Annotated in this window: 19 protein-coding genes and 1 pseudogene; 14 read left to right on the top strand and 6 right to left on the bottom strand. The window is 45.5% G+C overall.

Annotated features, from left to right (window positions below):
- Nucleotides 1–7: 7 nt before the first annotated feature.
- From MJ595_RS03195 to MJ595_RS03175, 5 genes are all read right to left on the bottom strand, one after another.
- On the bottom strand, nucleotides 8–1,198 hold the full coding sequence (locus tag MJ595_RS03195; RefSeq protein ID WP_263081093.1) for a GAF domain-containing sensor histidine kinase: 1,191 nt from the start codon (nucleotides 1,196–1,198) through the stop codon (nucleotides 8–10).
- Nucleotides 1,199–1,313: 115 nt separating this feature from the next.
- Nucleotides 1,314–4,028 (bottom strand): AarF/UbiB family protein, encoded by a 2,715-nt coding sequence (locus MJ595_RS03190; protein WP_263081092.1) that lies wholly within the window; start codon nucleotides 4,026–4,028, stop codon nucleotides 1,314–1,316.
- A gap of 328 nt (nucleotides 4,029–4,356) precedes the next feature.
- Nucleotides 4,357–5,184, bottom strand: a complete 828-nt coding sequence (locus MJ595_RS03185) for an IS630 family transposase (RefSeq protein ID WP_263322448.1) — start codon at nucleotides 5,182–5,184, stop codon at nucleotides 4,357–4,359.
- Between the two features lie 23 nt (nucleotides 5,185–5,207).
- Nucleotides 5,208–5,471: a helix-turn-helix domain-containing protein gene (locus tag MJ595_RS03180; RefSeq protein WP_263078558.1), complete on the bottom strand. Its 264-nt coding sequence runs from the start codon at nucleotides 5,469–5,471 to the stop codon at nucleotides 5,208–5,210.
- 378 nt (nucleotides 5,472–5,849) lie between these two features.
- A complete protein-coding gene (locus MJ595_RS03175) occupies nucleotides 5,850–6,827 on the bottom strand; it encodes a hypothetical protein (protein WP_263081091.1) in 978 nt (325 codons plus the stop codon).
- 272 nt (nucleotides 6,828–7,099) lie between these two features.
- Here MJ595_RS03175 and MJ595_RS03170 point away from each other — a divergent pair, with 272 nt between their 5' ends.
- Both MJ595_RS03170 and MJ595_RS03165 read left to right on the top strand, forming a co-directional pair.
- A complete protein-coding gene (locus MJ595_RS03170) occupies nucleotides 7,100–7,861 on the top strand; it encodes a phosphatase PAP2 family protein (RefSeq protein WP_263081089.1) in 762 nt (253 codons plus the stop codon).
- Nucleotides 7,862–8,023: 162 nt separating this feature from the next.
- Nucleotides 8,024–8,377, top strand: coding sequence for a hypothetical protein (locus tag MJ595_RS03165; RefSeq protein WP_263081087.1), 354 nt, complete (start codon nucleotides 8,024–8,026; stop codon nucleotides 8,375–8,377).
- Nucleotides 8,378–8,390: 13 nt separating this feature from the next.
- Here the strand turns inward: MJ595_RS03165 and MJ595_RS03160 are convergent.
- A pseudogene (locus MJ595_RS03160) lies at nucleotides 8,391–9,915 on the bottom strand (IS3 family transposase).
- 276 nt (nucleotides 9,916–10,191) lie between these two features.
- On the opposite strand from MJ595_RS03160, the gene MJ595_RS03155 reads away from it, so the two are divergent.
- The 12 genes from MJ595_RS03155 (at nucleotide 10,192) to MJ595_RS03100 (ending at nucleotide 21,809) form a co-directional block, all read left to right on the top strand.
- A complete protein-coding gene (locus MJ595_RS03155; protein WP_263081085.1) occupies nucleotides 10,192–10,794 on the top strand; it encodes a hypothetical protein in 603 nt (200 codons plus the stop codon).
- Nucleotides 10,787–11,716, top strand: a complete 930-nt coding sequence (locus MJ595_RS03150; RefSeq protein WP_263081084.1) for a hypothetical protein — start codon at nucleotides 10,787–10,789, stop codon at nucleotides 11,714–11,716. Before MJ595_RS03155 ends, MJ595_RS03150 begins: the two co-directional genes overlap by 8 nt.
- Nucleotides 11,717–11,773: 57 nt before the next feature.
- Nucleotides 11,774–12,736 (top strand): hypothetical protein, encoded by a 963-nt coding sequence (locus MJ595_RS03145; RefSeq protein ID WP_263081083.1) that lies wholly within the window; start codon nucleotides 11,774–11,776, stop codon nucleotides 12,734–12,736.
- Between the two features lie 40 nt (nucleotides 12,737–12,776).
- Nucleotides 12,777–13,160 (top strand): hypothetical protein, encoded by a 384-nt coding sequence (locus tag MJ595_RS03140; protein WP_263081082.1) that lies wholly within the window; start codon nucleotides 12,777–12,779, stop codon nucleotides 13,158–13,160.
- Nucleotides 13,161–13,170: 10 nt separating this feature from the next.
- On the top strand, nucleotides 13,171–13,569 hold the full coding sequence (locus MJ595_RS03135; protein ID WP_263081081.1) for a hypothetical protein: 399 nt from the start codon (nucleotides 13,171–13,173) through the stop codon (nucleotides 13,567–13,569).
- A 62-nt stretch (nucleotides 13,570–13,631) separates the two neighbouring features.
- Entirely contained in the window at nucleotides 13,632–14,984 is a 1,353-nt protein-coding gene (locus tag MJ595_RS03130; protein ID WP_263081080.1) for a hypothetical protein, read from the top strand.
- A gap of 525 nt (nucleotides 14,985–15,509) precedes the next feature.
- Entirely contained in the window at nucleotides 15,510–16,592 is a 1,083-nt protein-coding gene (locus MJ595_RS03125; RefSeq protein WP_263081079.1) for a polyprenyl synthetase family protein, read from the top strand.
- Between the two features lie 29 nt (nucleotides 16,593–16,621).
- Entirely contained in the window at nucleotides 16,622–18,223 is a 1,602-nt protein-coding gene (locus tag MJ595_RS03120; RefSeq protein ID WP_263081077.1) for a hypothetical protein, read from the top strand.
- 27 nt (nucleotides 18,224–18,250) lie between these two features.
- A complete protein-coding gene (locus MJ595_RS03115; protein ID WP_263081075.1) occupies nucleotides 18,251–18,946 on the top strand; it encodes a hypothetical protein in 696 nt (231 codons plus the stop codon).
- A 242-nt stretch (nucleotides 18,947–19,188) separates the two neighbouring features.
- Nucleotides 19,189–20,361 (top strand): hypothetical protein, encoded by a 1,173-nt coding sequence (locus MJ595_RS03110; RefSeq protein ID WP_263081074.1) that lies wholly within the window; start codon nucleotides 19,189–19,191, stop codon nucleotides 20,359–20,361.
- 13 nt (nucleotides 20,362–20,374) lie between these two features.
- Nucleotides 20,375–20,713: a hypothetical protein gene (locus MJ595_RS03105; protein ID WP_263081073.1), complete on the top strand. Its 339-nt coding sequence runs from the start codon at nucleotides 20,375–20,377 to the stop codon at nucleotides 20,711–20,713.
- Nucleotides 20,714–20,816: 103 nt separating this feature from the next.
- Nucleotides 20,817–21,809, top strand: coding sequence for an IS30 family transposase (locus tag MJ595_RS03100; protein WP_263078067.1), 993 nt, complete (start codon nucleotides 20,817–20,819; stop codon nucleotides 21,807–21,809).
- Nucleotides 21,810–21,844 lie beyond the last annotated feature (35 nt).

Below are 21,844 nucleotides of genomic sequence, written 5' to 3'. Positions count from 1 at the left end.
ATGGGGATTACATTTTATAACAAGGCAATATAAAGTAAAACTCACTTCCTTCACCGGGGATAGAGATAAATCTTATCTCACCTTCCATTTGCTCAATCAGTGATTGACTTAAATTAAGTCCAAGGCCCGTACCCGGTAATTTGTCATTGGTCGAAGAACACTCTGGAAAGCGCTGAAAAATATCACCCTGCTCTTTAAACTGGATTCCTCTACCATGATCTTTTACAGCAACTCTAACTTTATTTTCTTCAGGCCTGTCAATTGAGATAACAATAGTGTCATTTTCTGATGTAAACTTCGCTGCATTGGAAATCAAGTTGGTCATCACCTGTATAAGCCGGTACTTATCAACATTGACTGCGATATCATTTTCAATAAGCGTCTCCAACTTTAGCTGACATTCACATTGTTTAACATAAGGATCATTTAAATAGAGAGACTCCTCAACAATCTCAACAATTGAACAGGGCTGAATATCCATATCCAGTTTTCCTGCATCAATTTTACTGGCATCAAGAATATCATTAACTACAGCTAATAACCGGTCACTATTTCTAAGGCCAATATCAACCAGGGAAGTGGCTTCTTCGGGCAATGAAGTAAACCCTTTATGAGCCATCAGCTCCAGGGCACCTTTAATTGAGGTAATAGGCGTTCGTAATTCATGAGACACCAGCGAGATAAAATTATTCTTAATGCTATCCAACTTCTGTAACTGCCTTAATTTTGTCCTGAGTTCAAGTTGGCTAACCACCTGACGGGACAGTGCCTCCAAAGCAGTTAGTTGGTTTTCTGATAATGTCCTGGGCTTATGGTCAATAACACATAAAGTACCTACAGGCATATTGTTTTTAAGCACTAATGGTATTCCTGAATAAAACTTCACACGAGGCTCCCCTGTTACCAGGGGGTTATCATCAAATCGTTTATCCTTATCAGCATCCTCTACGACAAAAGGTCCTTTTTCCAAAATGGCATGGGCGCAAAAAGCATAATCTCTGGGTGTTTCACGGGCCTCAAGCCCATAGTGGGATTTAAACCACTGCCGGTCTTTATCAAGTAAACTGACCAGGGCGATAGGGGTATCACAAATTTGTGCCGCCAGGCGCGTCAAGTCATCATAACCCTGCTCTTCCAGGGAGTCCAGAATATCCAGTTCCAGTAAAGCCTGTAGCCGTTCCCTTTCATTATCTGGCAATGGCGCACTCTTCATTCCTTTAAGTCTCTAACCTATTCTTAGATAATTAATTATCGCTACCATCGTTAAAAACTTGATGGTTAGGGGCTGTAGAAAAAAATAGACAACTTTGTCTCTATTCTTGACAAGAACCAGGCTGTTTGTTGATATTCTGTTTCGCTTGCTTCAGGTGTTGAAGATATAACTGTGCTATCTTGTCTATCCTGAAGCGAGGTGCTTGATCCTTTGGATGGATTGAGAGCCACCATGCCAGGGCTTTTTGCCTCAACACTTTTCCATATTCACCTAGATACGCCTCATAAAAGAAACTGCCTCTTTTTTCAGCTTGTCTCCTTGCTTCTGTTTCTACCGCTTTACGCCGGCGATGGAAAATTTCTGACCTCTTCTTTTTTTCCCTGGCTTTCTTTTCCTTGATTTCTTGCTCTATCTGTAAAGTACGCTGCTTATATTTCAAATCCGTTTCCGCTAAAGCCTCTACATCTTCATGAAACTGCCGGTAATGCTGGCGACTCTGTTCATACTTAAAAAACGAACGGGGCAAAGAATATCCTTTTGTACAAGTCAGCAGGTCTAAGGCTTTATAAGCTGCATATTTTTTTTCCTTCTCACTGCCCACCTGCTCACGGCTTACAACGCAGTCAAGGACTTCATCTATATCTTCCCGTAAATCTACCGGTTTTTTTGACCTGTCATCAGAAAACAGCCATAAACTCTCCATGGTTGCCTCCTTTGCCGCCGACAATGAAGGCTTATTGTCGGTTTCTGGCAACGGGGGCTTCCTATAGGTATATTTCGGGTTAGTTGATGGGCTGTACACTCTATAGTATTCCTTTCGTAATAACTCACAACGCTCTTCCGGAGTCATTTGCATTACACTTCTTCCATCAGCCTGAGTGCTGCGAAAATTAATTTCGGTCTGCAACTCCTTCACCAGAAGCTCAACATCTCTCATACAGCAAGTTGCACGAGGTAATCCTGCGCAATCCAGAATAACTAACTTTCCATTCGGCTCTTTTATTATGTTGCCTGGGTGAAGGTCGTCATGAAAAACCCCATGCTGATTTTTTATCGTTTTATATGTTTCCCAGACACGGGCAAAATTTCTGTCTGCCTCCTCGACCCGACCATCCAGATATTGCTGGTTCAGCGTCTCTCCATGAATCTGTTCAAGGATAAGCATTCTATTGGTAGCCCCGAACGTGTAAGGGACCCTGACATCGGAAATGTTACTTTGCTCCAACAATGTCTTCATTTTCTTTGTATTCTCATACTCCTGGTGAAGCTTAATCTCATCACGAATGCCGTTGATATAGTCAGCCATTATATGTTTTGCCAAACCAGGGCTGTATTTTTGCAACTCTGGTCCTAATAGTTGCTTAATTACCTTTTCAAAAAAACTACCACCACCTTCTGTTTTACAGGAATCATAAAACTGCTTCACAACATCAAAGCCTTTATTAAGGTCTTCTTCTGCCTGTTTTTTAATTACCTTGATTGCACATGTCTTTCTCCGACCATTAATATAAAGAACCGCAGAATGAACCTGTGCCAGGCTGCCACAGCCAAGAGGCACAGGATTAATGCTTTCCAAAATAACTGGCTTTTCCCGGTTCGATTCATTCAGCTTATTGATTTCTTTAGTAACGGTTTCCTTTATTTCATTAAAATCAACAGGTTCAACCGCATCAAATAATGGCCTGAATAACTCTCTTTCCGCATCCGTAAAATGAGGTGAAGAAGCAATAGCCTGCCCCAGCTTAATAGCTATAGTACCCATAAGGTGACTTTCCCGGGCAATGTCAGCGAGAGTCCTGATTTTATCCCTGCTTTCTGGAGAGAATGGATTTTTTATCCCCCAACTCCTTTTTGGATCAGGCATTAGCGGAGGTTTGGTGTCTTCTTTTGACTCCTTCATTCTTGCTTGCTTTAAAAACCAATGCCGGTCTGACAAAGCCCTGGGCTCCCCGACCTGCTGATTTCCACTCACTGTCGAACCATTGCAATCAGCCCCTGTTTTCAATGGTCTGGTTTGATCATCTGGTGACACTGGCTTTTTGTCTGCATGGTTTTCTACAACAGGCTCATAATGACCATTGGCAGCAGGGTTGCTCTCACTATCCGCTGTTTTCACGTTAGTTACGGTGAAAAAGCTAACTCCCCACTTCAACCATGAGACTGCCTGTTGAGTAAACGTTGGTTGAGAAACGGCCGCTGCTTTTTGCTCTAAATCTCTGGTGGAATGACTGTTACCGCCCTCTGGCCTTGCATTCCCTTTAGTGGCTGGTTTTTGTAACTGGCCGGGTATCTTTTCCTGGCGGTTCGCCATCTGCTTTTTACATGGTTTATCGCCAGGAAGAGAGCTATTCTCGTTTATCAGGCTCAGTTTTATGCGCTTGGCAGGAGAACCTTCCTGCTCATCCAGTGATTTTCGTTTACGTTTGAGGGAGTCTGATATCTCTACTTTTTCAGCTTTAGTTACCGGTTTCTGTAACTGGTCGGTTGCCGGGTTCAGCCTTATACGCTTGGCAGGAGAACCTTCCTGCTCATCCAGTGACTTTCGTTTACGTTTGAGGGAGCCTGATGTCTCTACTTTTTCAGCTTTAGTTACTGGTTGCTGTAACTGGTCGGTTGCAGGGTTCAGCTTTATACGCTTGGCTGGAGGATTCTCATAGTCGCTCTCTAACCCCCTTTTGCGTTTGAGGGTACAAGAGGCTGTATTAGGGCATACCAACCGTAATTTCCACTCCCCCACCTGCTTATCAGAATAGCTATACTCTTTGGGTAATTGCCCGGAACAACTGTTATTAATGGGCAAAACATCAATACTCATTGCTTTATTCCTTTTGGGATTATTATTATAAATTTTAATTAAAAGCTATGTATTTCCCTTATAAGACACTGCTATCTGAATCCTTACATCACATAGACAACTAAAACGGCATATAATTCCAAAATATCCGGGCTAAAACACTTCCACCTTCCAAACATCAAAAACGGGTTCTTTGTTAGAATGGACTCTCTCAGGGATAAGGTCGGGGCTATAGGTAGTGATATCAACTCCAGGTTCAGCCATTTTACGGCTTCCTGAACGATAAGCACTTGATGATAAGGAACTCCATTCCAGTGATTAAACCCCAACCATTTAGAAAACCGGACTTTTATGAGACGGCTGACAGCCTGACTGACCTCATGGACTCCTCCTCATCATTCAGGCTGTCTTTGACCCATAATCTATCAGCAATTTCTTCAGGGTTCTGATTGATACGGTGAGTGAAGCTATTGACTGCCTTAAGTAAGTCTTCTGCCGTTTTGTGGCAATGGTGATAAGTGATATCTTCTCGTAACCAGCGCCACAGTGCTTCCACAGGCATAAAGTCGGGGCTATACGCCGGCATCTGGATAATATTCAGGTTGAGGCGAAGCCCTGCATCTCTCACAACATGAGCGGTGTGCCAGGAGGCACCATCCCAAACAATATCAATCTCCCTGTCAGGATGTTCTTGCCTGATGCGTTCCAGTACATTGACTGTGTGCTCTTTTCGTCCACAGGGATAAGGCCAGATTCTAACCTGTCCCAGGTTGTAGTAATAAATACCATAGAACGTAATCTTATCAGCCAGTTTTGGCGAGTGAGAGCTGACCCAGAAGCGTTCGCCTTTGCGAGACCAGCCATATCCAATGTCCGTCTCCTGATGTATATGAGCCTCATCAATGTAAACCAGTAGGCGTTTCTGGAACATGGCTTTCGATAGCAGTGGTTTCAATGTTTCCAAAAAATCAGCCCGCTTGCCGGTATCGGCTTTATTAAGCAGTTTTTTGGCTTTCTTCCATGAATATCCCAGTCGTTTGAGTGCTTGTCGTATGGTCTCACGACAACACCGTACCTGAAATTGATCCCAGCACCACTGAACCAGATACTTTAAAGTCCAGCGAGGGCGGATGGGAGAGTATTCCTGAGAAGCAGCTTTTTCTAAATTTCTGTCAATCAGGCCTGCGGCTGCTTTACTGATTATTTGGCAAAAGGGGGGCGGCCACCTGTCCGTTTATAAGTCATGGCTTCAGGCCCGCTATCATGGTAGAGGTGAATCCAGTTCGTGACGGTATCAAGGCGACGCCCCAGTTGCTTAGCGACGTTAGAGGCTGAGTCTCCCTGAGAAACTTGATAAAGCGCCGAAAAACGCTCACGTGTACGGGGATGAGAAGCATGTATGGATTGCTGAAGCAGGCAATCCCTGGTTTGATTCCACTTTTCTGGAGAGACTTTCAATACCATGGTCAAGCAGGCAAAAAGCGCTATATTACTGATTTTAACTTGACTGACAGGTCGTATTTATCGAGATAGAATGACATACTTTTTATACTAAAGCGCGCCCTTACACTGATCTATCAAACTACGGTTTTCTAAATGGGCGCGGTTTAGAATCTCTAGACCAATTTGCTTCGACCGCAGTAGGACAGACTTAAGTCCGACAGCCCCTAATCTGGAAATACCAAAGACTGGAGTGGCAGGGTAGCGCAGGGAAGCAGGGGGCTATTATTGAAGATGCCCCACCTATTCTTTCCAAAGGTATTGATTTGAATGAATGGACTAACACTATGTGTGTGAAATAACTGTTTTTATCAGACAGGGAAAGCACGTACTGCCTGGATGTCATTTGATTATTTTTTGAATAAGAATTAAAGGGAAGCACGTAAAATGTTTTACGCCTGGCCTGAGGTCATTCATAACAACACAACCCTTGATAACGCTTTTACTTGGAAGCTCTATACCTGTTGGGATTGGTGATATTTTTTTTATCGGGGCATTAACTTTATAGCCATTTCTGTTTAAAAAATCAGAAAATGTCATGAATTCGTCCATGATAAGAGAAAAACCCGCACGCCACATTCTATACGTAGGTTCATCGAGAACAATGTAGCCACCAGAAACAACACCCTCTAGTAGAGTAGATAGCATTTTTTCTTTGAGGGTTAGCAATTCTTCGAGACAGTTAGTGCATTTATCTACAGAATGTAGATTACTAATACTGGATAGAAACTTATGGTTGGCCTCCATTATGGGATAAAAAATACTGAATGTTGCTACTATATAATCGAAGGCTGTATTTATCGGATAATGGCCAGTTAACAAATTGTTGACATCCATATGAATATACGATCGCTGGTGTAAAGCACAGGGTACATTACTATCCGGTGGGTCGAGCCATAACTTTTTAGCAAGATTTGAAGGAAAGGTGGATTTAAAAAAAAACGTCTGCAAATTAAATTGCATTTCAGGAAAGTTAGTCAACAAAAATTTTCCCTGAGCATAGTCATTAATGATTATATCATTATTATCCAGTAGTTTTATATGGCTTCTTGTTGATAATACTCTACTTAACTCAAGCAATTGAGGATATTCATGATATTTCTCATTTTTCGTTTCAGTCTCAAAACGGCCACAGCCTATAAGAAGCACGGAAACATCTTTTCCCCCATTATTGGTGTCTTCGTGAATCCATGGGTATAAGTGAGGAAACCTTTGCCAGGTTGTAAAAGTTCGATCAGAACATGATTGTTCACAATAAAACTCCATATCAATTTCATTAATTTCCATGATGGCTGAGTTCAGTGCAGCTGCTTCTGCCAATATTGTGAAAAAAGAGAGAGTCACTGTTGTTAATATAATCCACATAAAATCCACATCGATCTATTCGGTAAAACAACAATATAAGACAAAACTGAGAAGTAATGGGTGTCCTAAAAATTTAAAAATTTTTTATATAAAAGTTTTTTAGCTATAGTTGCTAGAGATAAGAAAAGAAACCTATCTCCAGCAACCACTTAAAAAAATGGCGTTACATCCCGAGTAGCCCAGAAGAAAGTAACGCACAGGCACCTACCCGTTTTGAGCAAGTGATTATGTCTATATTTACTGTTTTTCTGCAAAAAGAATGGAAAGTCTGGCAACGGCCTTTTTTCAACAGCGGCCTGAGAAACAGGAAAAACTGTGTACTGATCACATTTTTCTTTGTTGTGTTTTCTGCCGTAATCTATGGAGTCAGCAACTGGTTCCCTTCCCTTCGCTTGAGCGTATATTTTGAGCCGGCATCCATGTTCCGCCTGGCCGATGGCTGTCTGCTTGACCGGTCAATTCCGTTTATTCCGGAAACTGTCTATATTTACAATACGCTATTTCTGTTCTTCTTTGTGCATTGCTTTTTCTACCCTCCCAACAAAGAAGGGATCCACCGGGTTAAACTGCTTTTGCAATCTCAGATGCTTATGACTCTCACTGCAACCTTATTTTTTATTTTCTGCCCGGCACCGGTAAGAATGAGAGATCAAGTTCAAAGTGCACTGGAAGGTTCCAACCAGCTCTACAGCCACTTCTTCTATTATCTTTACGCCGTTGATACTGAATTCAACTCATGGCCATGCCTTCATATAGCCCATCCTTTGTTAATCACTCTGAGTGTACAAAAGTGGATGGGCAAAGCTACCATTGTATTCCTGTGGATATGGCTGAGTTGTTTATCCCTCAGCATAGCCACCACCAAGCAGCATTATATCTGGGATCTCATTTGTGGACTGCTTCTTGGGGCAACCTTCTATTATCTGACTTTCAAATCTGGTACTAAAGGGTGTAATTTTCCAGCTTCCGGTAAAGAACCTGAGGTTTAATGCCAAGAAAAGTGGGAAAGGTGTCATATATAATTTGATGGGATAGCCATAAAACTGAGCCATTGATTTATATTGGAAAATTTATGGGTGTCCTAAAACTTCTAAAACTTCCCCTAAAATTCTCTAAAACTCCTTATTTTTCTATAGCCAAGAGAGGCTGTCATGAAATTATGGTTCGCTGTTATGTTCTGTAAAGATGGTTATGATGAAGATGCTGTTTATATTGTCAGAGCAAAGTCTCCTGTATCATGTGGAGAAATTGTAGAGACTAATAAGGATAGACTTCCTGATTTTATTAATCCTTTTGTTACCGCTGCTATAGAAATAGGTATTGACGAATATAGCGAAACTGAAGCTGTTTTAGCGGGTCCATTTATTGGTGATGGATATTTTGAGCAACATTCTAATAACATATACTGGAGGCGCGATTTTCCAGATGACGACTGGGTAAATTACACAAAGTTTCGTGATACTGGTGATTATTTTGATTGTATATATCGGTGTTTGTCAACATAGTTGTCGCCTCACCTCATGCTGCTTCTCTTAGTTGATCAGCAACAGGCTTATCTGGATTTAGCCAGACCTCATCATGTAAATCCCAGTTCCTTATGGTTCTTTTGCCCCAACGCTCTGGGTGGCGTTTTCTGGCAAGCTCATAGACCGCTTTCCGGTTATCCATGACATTCCTTGTCTCTCCCCGGTGCCTTTGCCCCGGTGTCAGGAATTTCAGTCCACTGTGCTTGTGCTCTTCGTTGTACCATTGAGTAAAACCATGCACCCAACCACGTGCATCAGCAAGATCAGTAAATGGACTCCTGGGGGTAATCAGGACGGTACTTCAACGTCCTGAAGATAGCTTCTGAGTAAGGGTTGTCATCGCTCACCCGGGGACGACTGAATGAAGTCACCACTCCCAGTCGCTGTAATGTTGCCAGCATAGTGCTACCTTTCATCGCGCTACCGTTGTCCGAGTGCAGAACCAATGGCCTACTGCCAGCAGCGATGCCATGCCTGATGCAGGCTTTATTTATCAGTTCTGACGCATGTTCAGCCGATTCATTTTCATGAGCTTCCCAGGCAACAACCATGCGGCTATAGATGTCCATCACTAAATAGAGGTAGTAAAACTGCCCCCGCACCGGGGAGCGTAAAAAAGTGATATCCCAAGACCACACCTGATTAGGACCAGTGGCACAGTATGAGGTTGGCCTGTGCCGGCTAGGGTTGGCTGCCCGTCCCCGATGATGCTGTTGCCCTTTTTCATGAAGGACTCGATAGAATGTCCTCTCAGACCCCATATACTCACCCTCATCCGCTAGTGTGGGGACAATTTGGCTGGGTGGCTGGCTTTTAAAACGATCGCTATTGCAGACGTCAATTATCGCCTGTCGCTCTGCTTCAGACAGCTTGTTAACGGGTTCTGGCCTATCAGCATTGTCACGATTATCAGGCATCACACTATCTCCCAGTGTCCAGCGTTGTACTGTCCTTTCTGACAACCCCAGGGCTTGGCAGGCTTTTGACTGCCGGGCACCCTCTTTCATAGCTTGCCTGATCAGTTTAACCGCGTTTTGTCGATCCGGAAGCGGGACTAATCGTCCTCTGGTTCCCCCCAGATCTCTTGGGCCTTTTTTGTGAGTACCAGCAAGGCGGCAGTCTCTGCTAACGCTTTGTCCTTGCGCTTGAGTTCACGCTCCAGTTTTTTAATGGTTTGCTTGTCTTTTTTATGCTCGTCAGACAGCTTCTTGCGCTGCCTGTCGGGCTGAGCAGAACCGCTGCTGACAAAGGCCTCTTTCCACTGTTGAATTTGTTCAGCAAACAGGCCTTTCTTACGACAATACTCCGCCAGTTCCGCTTCGTTTAATGCGGCTGTTTCAATAATGACGGCCAACTGGTTGTCAGGTGTCCATTGATCCGGTTTTTTACCATCGCCAAGTGTACAGCGTCACATCAGAGATGCCAGTTTCACTCACCAACTGAGAGGCAGGCACATTATTGGGAAGCATCATTTTCTGAATGACAGATTCTTTTAACTCTTCTGAATAGCGGGCCATTGATTACTCACTGACCGCCCCCTGTTAAGCTTTGAAAAACCGGAAGAGGCGACAACTATGCTGGCACAGGGGGATATCCTCTGCATAACCACTTTGGTTGTAACCTGCTCAATCACTACGTATAGTATGTCAAGCCAGCTATTTTGTGGATACTTACACTTGCTGGCGGTGGTGCTGAAAATAAATAACAATGCTATCACCGGCTTTAGCTAGAAAGGCCTTAAGCTATCCGGGAAGATCCCCGGTGCTGCCTGATTAGTTAACTTTCGGGACACAATGAAAATAACAATAGAGCATGAATCGGCTCGTAAGCTTGGTATAAACCACAGGCTAGAGACTGTTAACCCCAGCCATGATCTGGTGCTTGATTTTTCTTTAGAGCAACAGTTTTTCAGTAGCTGGTGCTGGGCAGCCATTGCGGCTTCCCTTGCAAAATTCTACGGAACCTGTGGCCTTAATCAGCAACAGGTAGCCTGTACCCTGCTTGGCATAGATGCCAGAGATCTCCCTGATCCCCCTGACAATGACCATTCCTGCAACTGTCAGATGACGGTTGATAAAAGCCTGGCATTGGTAGGCTGCTATAGCCACTGGAGTTTGGGACGCCCCAGCTTTGAACGCATTTTTCTGGAAATCCATGCGGCCCGTTTGCCTTGCGTTCGTATTGAGTGGTTTCAGGGCGGTGCCCACTATCTTGTGATTAAGGGGGTGACTGCCGAAGGGCAGCTCCTGCATATAGAAGACTCTTTGTATGGCCCGGCTGTGTTGCCCTATGGGGATTTTCCCAAGGGTTATAGAGGGACAGGGGCAGTATGGACGGAAACGTTTTGGACTGCTCCTGATAAAATAAACAATAACGAGACGTCAGATCATGAGTAATTTTGATATTGCCATCGGGGTTGGGGAGGCGAGCCTGAACAGTGCCATAGCGGCCCTGTATGCCAATCCATCCGCAAAAAGCAGTTATTTTGAAGGCAGTTATAGTAAAGATATTTCAGGTAAGGGGGCTGTTAAGCTCACTTATGATGTGAAAGCTGCTCCCACCGTTACGCTTACTCCACCTGATCAGGCCAGCTGGGACAAGGCCATCAAAAAGAATAAAGATGCGTCGTTACCACAGGATAACTGTTTCCAGATTCATTTCCCGGATATCAGTGGTTCTGAGTCCATTGATAATGGCAGCCCGGTAGATGCTGAAGGGCAATTAACCGTTTATCTGACAGCGGCAATGACCCGTGGTGTGCTCAGTCTTGATCCCCAGGCGGTGAGTATTGATACCTCCAGCTTTAGCCAGTTTGACCAGTGGTTCGTCACCAGCATTCTTGTGCCTGCCGCCCTTGATATGGCAGAAAGTGTACTGGGAACCATTAAATTACCAGACTTGCCAAGCTACCAGGGAATAACCTTCAATGATCCGGGTATTACCATTCTCAGCAATCAATTGGTAACGGCAGCCACCTTGTCCACGAATAAAACGGCTCTGTCCTTTGAAGGGTTCAGTACGCCTGATAAGGCTTATTATGCGCTGGTCAGTCCGGATACTATTAATGCCGTGGCGGCCGCAGGCACTGCATCCTATATCAATAAACCACTCTCCGGGTCAGATAAAAAAGGCAACGATATGGCCTGGGCTAAAGGCAGTTATAAAGCCAGCCTGAGCAGTATTACCACCACAGCCGATACCACTGATCCAACCAAAATAGCAGTAGCCGTAAAAGCGGATATCAGTGTATCCGGGTCTGCCGGTGGTATCGGTCCTGCCATGGCCTGCCCAATTGGTGCAGCGCTTAATGCATTTTAAGGGCTGAGCTTGCCATCAAACGTCAGTAGCCCTTCAATAATAAAAAAGGCAGTTTCTATGAGTCATTATGATCTATTGGTTGGCCTAAACCAGGAACGACTAAACTTGGTTGTCACTGAGGTATACGGTTCCGAGTCACTGAAACAATCATTATTTTCCGGTGGTGAGTCAGGTGCTTACAGTGGTGTCAATTATTCCCTGAAGTGGTCAGTGGACCAGGCTCCGGAGCTTTCCCTGCGGGCACCAGCCTCTGATGAATGGGGACAGGCCATCAAGGAGGATGGTAAAACCGTGGCACCGCAGTCAGGAGCCTTTATTGTGGATATCAATAAACTCTCACTGAAGCTAACCACTGATTCAGATAGTCTGGATACCACGGTTCCCGTCAAGGCTATCTGTACTGCCGGAACCCATGGCAGTGCCCTGGCAATTGATGCGCTGGCAGTGATTGTGAACCTAAGCCAGTCCTCCGAGATGGACCGATTTGTTATTGGTAAGGTTCTGATTCCTGCGTTGCTTAAAATGCTTAACCAGTCATTGTCTGGTATTCAGCTGCCAAAATTATCCTTTGCCAGTATTTCACTGACGCCACCTGTTGTGGGCATTAAGGATGGCTATTTGTTGGCGGCATTCAATCTGGTGAAGGATGGCACACCTTCCATAGAGAATATTACGATTCCCGGTGACCCATTCTTTGCCTTGCTTAGTCAGGAATTAATGCAATCGACGGTTGATTATGAGGTAAGGAAAAATATTCAGGGGAAGACGTTCAATAAGTCTGGCAGTGAGGGAGCGGCTGGATTTTCTGCCAGTTATCATGCCTGGGGCAAGATCAACAGCATTTCAGTTGCAACCACTTCCAACTCCACGGAACTTCATGCCAAAGCCTCTCTGGCAATGTCGGCATCAGCGGGTATTGATACTCCCGTGGGTATTGTAACCAAGGCTATTGCGGAGGGTGCTGAGAAAGTGGGTAAGGCTATCATAAATCCGGACACCTGGAATCCCAGTAAATGGTAGTGGCAGGTGGACTAATAACAATAAACTAAGGAGTGAGAATATGTCTGATATTGGTGTCAGTTACGACCTGCATTACTCGCCCAATCCCGTGGGAGTAAATCTGAAGCTGGGTGTCTCAAATACCACTTTAAAGGTAACCCTTGGAGGTGTTCCTGCCCTGGCAGTAGCAGCTACGCCTCACTTTAGTGGCAATATTCTTGAGGCAGCAACATCAGCAATGGCTACTCCACTGGCTAATGCAATAACGCTGTCGCTAGGTGCATTTGCTGGTCAAATCATTAATGGCAAGTCCTTTGATGTTACAACAATACCGAATTTGCCATTTAATGTTGAGGGCGTTAGCGGAACACTGAAGCCCAAAAACCTGAAGCTTTCCGAATTTAACGGACAGTTGAAAATTGGTGGTGACTTTAATCTGAGTTGAGGATATAGCCATGGGTGATCCACTAAAGACGGGTGAGGTTAACTATAAGGTCAGCTACTCACCCAATCCGCTGACCGTTAATACCAGCCTTTCCATAAATAACACCACCGTCAAGGTCACAATTAACGATGTCCCGAAGCTGGATGTGACCCTGACCCCCCAGTACAGCTGGAATCCGGTAAATGATGTACTGACAAGCATTGGCAGCCTGGCCAACCTGTTTTCCTCTGAAATATCCGGCAAAATTGTTGATGAAATAAAGGGCGTGTCGGTGGATATCTATACCATTCCGGATATCACCATAGACCAATCGGGGGTTAACCTGACCCTTTCTCCCAGCAACCTTAAGCTGGAAAATAGCAATGGACTCATGATGGTGTCCGGAGATATCAGTGTATCCGGATTATAAATTTTTGCTTCTGGCTAACCTTCTTTATTTGTGAAGAAGCCATAGAATAAAAAGAGTGAGTTATGGATATAAAAACAATACCAACTCAGCTGAAGAAAACGCTGGAAACGAGGGGGATTAAAGACACACCTGCTTTCCCTCTTGCCCTGAATGTTACTATGCCGGAAGACTATGGGGTTGATCATGCCAACCTGACCTTCCGCTTTTTTAACCTTGCCTGTTCATGTCCCGGAGCGGTGAGAGCTGTTGAGGAAAAGGCCGATAACCCAAGTTATAAAAAGCTGACACTTTCCCTGGAACAGGTTCAAATTGCTGGCCAGTATGCGATTGAGGCCGTTGAAGCACCAAAAGTGGACCTCGACCTGGGCGGAACCTTGATGCCTTACGACTCGGTATTTAATAAACCCCGGCCAGCGGGTGCTGACCAGGGAAGTGGCATCTTTAATGACCAGCAGAAAAATGAGTACCTGGATCAGGCCCGTGAGCAGCGGACACGGTTAATGGATACGCCAAATGGTCAAAAGCTGATGGGGGTATACGACGGCCACGAAGAGGTTTACACAGAAATGTTCCAGAACAGCAATGCTGTTCGCACAACCTGGCAGCAGGGAAATGTCACTGCGGATATGGCCAGCCATACCTCTGATGCCATCAAGAATGATACCACGGTGAACCCTCCACCTGAGGATAAGATGTTCGGTGAAGGCTTTTATCAAATGGGATACAACAATAATGCCTTGGTTCAGCAGGTAACTCTGGCTACGGCTTGCATGGCGGCAGCAAAAAAAACGGATAATTTAGCCGCGGATGCTGACTTGCCGGATAATAAGTATTCGCAGGCGGCCCTGGCAGCATCACAGTTCAAGCAGTTAGTTGCAGATACCGGCAATACCCAGGACCAGACCAAAGCTATGACGTCTAGCGAGGTTTATACGACGGTCGATAGTCACTCAGGGGATGTTCCGAAGATGACCCTGGCAGAGTTGAATAATATGCAGTCCCAGTCCAAAGGTTCCGGTGGTGGTGCCGCAGCTGTTGCTGAAGCACGGGAAAATGGCTGGTATATCCTGTCGGAGCAAGAGCGCTCACAAATGCGAACCATTATGGATCGCTGTTATGCGGAATTTTGTGAGTACGACGAAAGGAAGCCCCAACCCTTATGGCAGGGTGCCTGCTCTGCAAGCATTCCGGGTGTTGAGGTCTCTGTGTTGATAGGGAAAGCGTCTAATGAGGTGATTGTTGAGGCGGTAGAGCTTCCTGTATTTGACTTTGAGCTTGATGATTCCGGCTGGGAGGGTGAGGCGGGCGCTATTGCCAGGGAGCGATTGTCACAGATTCACTTTGTTCGCAGTTTGATTCATGAGCAGGTAACCAAATGCCTTGAGTTAGCCACTTTGGATATTGTTAAGCATTAATATTTAAGACTCGTTCCCAGGCTCCTGAGGTTGTCGCAAAAGTTATTTTTATTAACCACGGAGACACAAAGGCACGGAGATTTATAGTTTAAAGTTATAAAAACTCTGTGCCTCCGTGTCTCCGTGGTTAAAAAAAGAGAATCAATCTCGTTTTGTGCACGCTGCATTCAGTTTCGCGACAGTCTCTCCTGCCTGGGAATGCATACCTCCCCAATGCCACAAGTCTGGTTTATCCGTAGGCATTCCCAGCGGAGAGAGGTTGTCGCGAAACCCTGAATTTTCTCCGTCGTCATCCCGTACAAGGATTGTACGGGATCCATATCACAGGGAGGTGAATCTCTCAGCCCGCATGATACGTGCGGTTAGACTGCCTTCCCTGGCAGATGGATCCTGTACAATCCCTGTACAGGATGACGGCATTGAGTCTATTTCAGACTTTCGCGACACCCTCGAGACGCTGGGAACGAGAGGAAGAGGGGACACTGGGAACGAGAGGAATATTTCATTTCTGTGGAGTCGTTGTTGATGTCGGAAATGCAGGCACCCTATGAAATTGATGTACCGGGTAATAGAAACCGTAAGATCAGGATAACGGATAATCACGTTAGCTCCGTTTTTGACTCCATTCTTGAAAATTTGTTGAGTGAAGATGTGGAGCGATTTCAGGTCGTTCTTGAGAGAGCGCTTAAACCCCAGTTAGGTTACCTCACTGACACTGAATATCAGCTGTATCGACGTGGCAAAAAACTACGCCCGATGATGCTGCTGTTATCCGCCCGTATGATTTATGGTAGTGGCGAATTACCTGAAAAGGTCATAATGGCTGCCGTTTCCCTGGAAATGCTCCATGTGGCCACGTTAATACACGACGATATTATTGATGGAGCTTTAATGCGTCGTGGCCTTCGCTCAGTGAATGCCACACGGGGTACCAATACCGCGATCCTGGTGGGCAACCTGCAGTTTCTGCAGGGAATCCGAAGCTTCGTTGATGCCATTGATACAGACTCTGAAATGGGACTGGTGAAACTGGTTCTGGACACGGCGTTTCGTATTTGCTGCGGAGAGCTGGATGAACTGGAAACTAACCCGGACTGGCACCCTGAAAAATTACGAGCCCACTATTATCAGGTGATCGAGCGCAAAACGGCTATTCTGTTTGGCCTGGCCTGTGAAACCGGGGTAGCCCTGGCACAGGGGCGAAGCAGTGATTCCCGCCGGGCCGGATATTATGGCCGTCGTATGGGACGAGCCTTTCAAATTATGGATGACCTGTTTGATAACCTGCTGTCCAGTGATACAGCGGGGAAGGTACAGGGCACTGATCTCGCCCAAAAACGTTTTTCACTGCCGATTATTTATGCCATGGAAGAGTTGGGCAGTGATCATTTGGTCAGCCAAATTGTCAGGGGAACCATTGAACCTTCACAGGAACAGTTAACCCAAGGGGTAGAAGCGGTGAAGTTAAGTGATGGTTTTTCCCGGGCTTATGGGGATGCCCGTCATGAGGCGCTGGATGCCCTGGAATTTTTAAAGCCCTTTCCAGACAATGCATACCGTCAGGCTCTGGCTGATATTGCACTGTCAACAGTGAACCGAAGCTATTAACCATAATAAAAAACACAGGGAAAACAAGTATGGCGTTTTTTCCATTTTTGTATAACACCATCCAGAAGCGGGCGAATGATCGAAATAACAAACGTTTTTGGCTACCAGGTGTGTTACAGGGTATTGATAATCCCAATAAAACCGTTGGAGGCAAGCTTCTCCCCTTGAGGGGGCAGGACTGGGCGCTGGGGAAAATTGAAGGGCAGGCAGGACAAACTATCACGTTATCCATTATTGGTGCTGCCCGATCATTAGTGGAGTCGGGCCAGAGCGTTGGCCCCGATATGGCTGACCCCTATGCAGCCCTGGGGGTTAATGAGGGTGAAATTATTGGCTTGGATAACCTGTTTGTCTATCCGGACCCGGTAACAACTTCGGGAGCAGAAGGCTATACCACTACCATCGCATTGAAATTCAATGAGTATGATGATCTGGAGACCCTGGGGCTGAAAGGCAAGTATCAACTGGATCAGAAAATAGAAGTCACCGGGCCAGAGGCCGGACAGAAACAGATTCAGACCATCACGGGAACCGGAACGTTTTCATCCACCATTACTAACGCCAAGCTGACAGCTGATGTGGATATTAAAGTGACGGGTAGCGGTAGCAACAGACAGCTGGATGTCAGGGTTACCAAGCTTAATCTGCTATCAGTAACAGAGGGTGAAAAGCCGGTTTTTACCACGCATATTCTTAGCATTGATTCTGCCGAACCGGGTTATGAAGATATCTGGTTAAATATTTCCAATAACGCCTTTAACTCTCCCTCAGCATCGGACTCCATGTTAAAGAGCGTCACTGAAACACTCAACCAGCCTGATAACCTGGATTCACTCAGCCAGACCATGAGTAGTCAGTTAGTGAGTCTGCTTAATAGTTTGCTGGGTGAACCCGGTCAGTTACCGGATGACACCGGCCAGAAGGTAACTAACCCGGCAGATCTTTATTTACTGGATCGAACCCGTGCGGCATTGAATGACAGTGGCAGTAACCTGTATTTGCCAAAGCAGATTCTGTCCATAAAGTCGCCCCAACTAGAGCCTTTATCCATTGATCAGATTGATATTGGTACACAAAATATTGGAGGCCTTAACTGGGAGCCGAACCAATTAAGCCAGGTGATGATTATCGGATTGGCCAATAACCTGGCGCCTGCCGATCAAATCAAGCTGCAAGAACCGGTACTGAGTCTTTTATCGGATCAGGGTGCTCTGGAAACATCGACCCAGCGTAGCGTGGATGGCGAGGAAATTCCTCCGGCACCACTAAACATCACCGCAGCATTTTCTTTCACACCACCCGGTATTGATCCAGTAAAAGGAACCCTGAAGGTGAATGTGAACAGCAGTAATCTGGATATTCGCGCCACTGCATCCGGGTCTATGCTGGATGAGCTGGTGATCACCTTCAGCTACCTTGCCTTGCTGGTTAAGCTTTCTGAAATCAGTATTGAGCTGGATATTACCTCAGACTCAATGATGAACAGTTTTGCCAAAACTCTGGTGAATAAAGACAGTGTCAAACAACAGCTGGTGGATCAGGTTAACAAACAACTTGAATCCAATCTTGCCAACATCAGCAAGCAGGTCACTGAAAGCGTTGTTAAATTTGCTACAAGTGCATTGCAGTAAACAATAAAAAATAAAAAGGGGTACTTTATGAATCAGCTAAACCAGATATTGATTGTCTACCTTACAACACCAGCCAGTGACTTTTATCTCAGCAAAATGCTGGCAAAATCAAAGGACCCAAGCCTGGAGCCATTTAACGCCAGCAATGTGGATGCTGGCAGTATTGATTTTTATGGCCAGACCATTGATGTAAAACTTCAGGACTTATCCATTGCCGGTTTGACCAATATTCAAATAGAAAAAAAAGACGGTAAGCCAAGAATTGATATTAACGGAGACTTGGTCACCTTTATTGCTAATCGACCCAATACGGAAGCACCTCCTCAGGGAATACCTGAAAAACTGATAGCCAGTGGTCAGTTGTTGATTGTGGCCGGAGGTGAGAATTCTCCTTTGGTGCCGGTAACCATTACCGTTAATACCGGACAACTGACAGGTACATTTTCTGCCACCGGAGAACCCACCCAGCCTGATAGCGTCAACATTAAATTTACCAACCTGACCATCACCACTGATGCTACACCCGAAAATATAGTGGTAGACCTCAGCCAGCTGGATTCCGTGTTTAAGCCCCAGATTGAAGAATTACTGAAGAAACCGGAAACACTTGCTGACCTGGTGGGCAAGCTGAATGACCAGGTGGGTACATCATCTGTTCTGGATGCCGTTAGCAATGCAGGCACACAGGCTGCACAGCAGGCGCTAAAAAGCTTTGTAGGGTAAATAACCAGGTACTTTTAAAACTCGTTCCCAGGCTCCAGAGGTTGTCGCAAAAGTTATTTTTATTAACCACGGAGACACAAAGACACGGAGGTTTATAGTTTAAAGATACAAAAACTCTGTGCCTCCGTGTCTCTGTGGTTAAAAAAGAGTAAAACCCTACTTTTTATCTACAGAATTGGGTTTCGCGACACCCTCTCCTGCCTGGGTGCGGTTTAGCATCGAATAATAATGAGAAACAGGCCATGCCATATACCCACTTTCAATATCTTGCTTACCAAACTCCCACCTTTGGCCGGGATAATGTTAACAACCTGTGGCGATCATCACTGGCGGCAGGTGAACTTTGTGATGCGGTTAATGATATTCCGGTACCGGATAACCTGGGGTTATCTGATGATGCAAAAAAAAGGTTGCGAAGACTGGCAGCGGTAGTCAATGAAGCCCATGATAGTCTGGTGGGCGATCAAAATACCACATTAAAGGTTTTTATGGCTCCGGAGTTTTATTTCCGTCCCGAGTCCGGTGCTAATTCCTACAGTTATGCCCAGTCAGAGCGCGGGAAAATTCTGGTGGCCCTGGGCTTGATGTTTAAAAATGCCAAATTTGACCACTGGCTGATAGTGGCGGGAACCATTATTGCCAATATCCCAAAATTGCCAAGGCCCGCACTGCCTCCCTACCACTATTTCTATAACACAGCCATTGTTATAAAAGGTGGTACAAACTGTAGACTGACCGCCATCGAAAAAAATCAGCCTTCAGGTATTGATGGTGTTCCCGTGACAGGAGGCATCTCCAACCCTAATGTTGCCGGTGGTAACTACACCAATCATTACAGTACCTGGAATGAGCGTAAGCAACGGATGTTTCGACAGGATGGTGTCCAGATGGGGCTGGATATCTGTCTGGATCATGCCGGGCCTGTGGCGTTTAACGTGGGAGGGATAATTTATCCACAGGATACCCTGAGAATGGCTAAGCGGGTTTCCAATGAATCCATTAACCAACCGCCATTACCTGCCCCTTTACCGGATATTTCCCTGCATTTATTGACTGCTGGGGGCATGCCCATTGTCACACAGTCCGTGGCAGCAAAAAACAATGGCTATATTCTTCGCACCGATGGGCATCCAGGCATGGCTACTCACATAGAGTTAAAAAGAATTAATAACTATACGACGCCAGCTGGTAATACCACGCCATACAATATGGCAACAGGTAACCCCCAGTTACCCATTGCTGTGGGAGGGAGCACCTCTAATTTTCCCAATTGCCCCACAGCGAACCTGACTAATGTCCTGCCAGTGGGAACGGTGCCCTTGACGGGGAAAATGAAAATTCCCATTGATGCCCAGTACAACCCCACCAATATGACTCAGGCCATTGTCATGTTTCCGGTTACTGCTTTGCCTTAGAGAGAGAATAACAATGAATTTTGCAGAACTTACTTCCGTATTAACGGCGGATGGACAGGGCAATATTACCTTATCCAAAGGCAGCCTCACCGCCAATGTGGACGACCTGATTAGCGCCTGTTATCTGAATATCTATAACAATAATCAGGCAGAGATTGTTATTCGCAATGTGTCTGTTGTTGTGAATAAGGAAACCATTGAGGTCACTGGCACTTCCGAGTTTCTGAAAACCAGCATTGCCACCACAGGAGCCGCTCTTCCTGTTAAAGGGGTATTCAGTGTTGATGATCAGGGAGATGTTCAGTTTGTCCTGAAATACACGCTATTGGATGATCCTGAATTTGTATCATAAATGCATAACCTCTGTAACCAGAGGGTTGTTACAGAGCCTTTGAAGTGAATCAGAACTCAGGGGTACTCTGTTAAGCAACCAAACCAAACAGAGGACGCCAAGGATGGCCTTTAAGCACCTTAGCTCTGAAGAGAGACATTATATCGAAATCGAACTGAAAAATGGGACTTCTCAAAATAAAATTGCAGAAAAACTCGGGCGTTCACAGAGTTCGCTGTCACGGGAGTTAGGACGCAACACAGGGCAGCGTGGTTACAGGCACCAGCAGGCTCATCGTAAGGCTCAACAGCGTCATAAGGAAAAACCCAAGGCGGTGAAGTTGACGGAAGATATTAAGCGACGGATTGCTCAAGATATCCGGGCTGACTGGAGTCCTGAGCAAGTGGCTGGAAGGCTTGAAAAAGAAGGGATAATCAAGTTGCATCATGAGACGATTTACCAGTTCATAGAGGATGATAAGCGCACTGACGGTACCCTGTATAAACACTTGCGCCATCAGAAAAAAACGTACCGAAAGCGATATGGTTCAGCTCATAACCGAACAGGCATACCTAACCGGGTAGGTATTGAAGAGCGCCCGGAGATCGTCAACAACAGGGGGCGTGTTGGTGACTGGGAGGCGGATACCGTAATCGGCAAAAACCATAAGGGTGCCATTGCCACACTGGATGAGCGAAAGACTAAACTGCGCCTTGCTGTTCCGCTGCCAGGAAAGAAAGCAAAAGCGGTTAAACAGGCAGTGATTGATACACTCAAGCCCCTGAAAAGGTTTGTTAAAACGATCACTTACGACAACGGTAAGGAATTTGCTCAGCATGAAGCAATCAACAAAGCCTTGAGCTGCGACAGCTACTTTGCTGTGCCCTACCACTCTTGGGAGAGAGGCCAGAATGAGAATGCCAATGGGCTGCTCAGGCAGTACTTTCCCAAATCAATGGAGCTTCATAACGTCAAAGAAAGAGACGTTATCATTGCGGTAGACAAGCTGAACAGCAGGCCCAGGAAATGCCTCGGTTACAAAACACCATATGAGGCATTCAAAGAGTTAACTGGAGTGAATGCAAGAAAAGTCATGGGTTATGCATTTATGACTTGAATTCAGGGATGCGCCTGGGCCCAATGACTGGAAAT

The organism is Endozoicomonas sp. Mp262 (assembly GCF_025643335.1).
Taxonomy (GTDB): Bacteria; Pseudomonadota; Gammaproteobacteria; order Pseudomonadales; family Endozoicomonadaceae; genus Endonucleibacter.
The sequence above is the reverse complement of the archived record's forward strand: the minus strand, read 5'-3'. Positions and strand labels throughout refer to the sequence as shown.

Excerpts from the sequence above, each read along its gene's own strand:
- MJ595_RS03190 (WP_263081092.1), bottom strand. The coding sequence starts at position 4,028 with ATGAGTATTGATGTTTTGCCCATTAATAACAGTTGTTCCGGGCAATTA.
- MJ595_RS03180 (WP_263078558.1), bottom strand. The coding sequence starts at position 5,471 with ATGGTATTGAAAGTCTCTCCAGAAAAGTGGAATCAAACCAGGGATTGC.
- MJ595_RS03170 (WP_263081089.1), top strand. The coding sequence starts at position 7,100 with ATGTCTATATTTACTGTTTTTCTGCAAAAAGAATGGAAAGTCTGGCAA.
- MJ595_RS03165 (WP_263081087.1), top strand. The coding sequence starts at position 8,024 with ATGAAATTATGGTTCGCTGTTATGTTCTGTAAAGATGGTTATGATGAA.
- MJ595_RS03155 (WP_263081085.1), top strand. The coding sequence starts at position 10,192 with ATGAAAATAACAATAGAGCATGAATCGGCTCGTAAGCTTGGTATAAAC.
- MJ595_RS03150 (WP_263081084.1), top strand. The coding sequence starts at position 10,787 with ATGAGTAATTTTGATATTGCCATCGGGGTTGGGGAGGCGAGCCTGAAC.
- MJ595_RS03145 (WP_263081083.1), top strand. The coding sequence starts at position 11,774 with ATGAGTCATTATGATCTATTGGTTGGCCTAAACCAGGAACGACTAAAC.
- MJ595_RS03140 (WP_263081082.1), top strand. The coding sequence starts at position 12,777 with ATGTCTGATATTGGTGTCAGTTACGACCTGCATTACTCGCCCAATCCC.
- MJ595_RS03135 (WP_263081081.1), top strand. The coding sequence starts at position 13,171 with ATGGGTGATCCACTAAAGACGGGTGAGGTTAACTATAAGGTCAGCTAC.
- MJ595_RS03130 (WP_263081080.1), top strand. The coding sequence starts at position 13,632 with ATGGATATAAAAACAATACCAACTCAGCTGAAGAAAACGCTGGAAACG.
- MJ595_RS03125 (WP_263081079.1), top strand. The coding sequence starts at position 15,510 with ATGTCGGAAATGCAGGCACCCTATGAAATTGATGTACCGGGTAATAGA.
- MJ595_RS03120 (WP_263081077.1), top strand. The coding sequence starts at position 16,622 with ATGGCGTTTTTTCCATTTTTGTATAACACCATCCAGAAGCGGGCGAAT.
- MJ595_RS03115 (WP_263081075.1), top strand. The coding sequence starts at position 18,251 with ATGAATCAGCTAAACCAGATATTGATTGTCTACCTTACAACACCAGCC.
- MJ595_RS03110 (WP_263081074.1), top strand. The coding sequence starts at position 19,189 with ATGCCATATACCCACTTTCAATATCTTGCTTACCAAACTCCCACCTTT.
- MJ595_RS03105 (WP_263081073.1), top strand. The coding sequence starts at position 20,375 with ATGAATTTTGCAGAACTTACTTCCGTATTAACGGCGGATGGACAGGGC.
- MJ595_RS03100 (WP_263078067.1), top strand. The coding sequence starts at position 20,817 with ATGGCCTTTAAGCACCTTAGCTCTGAAGAGAGACATTATATCGAAATC.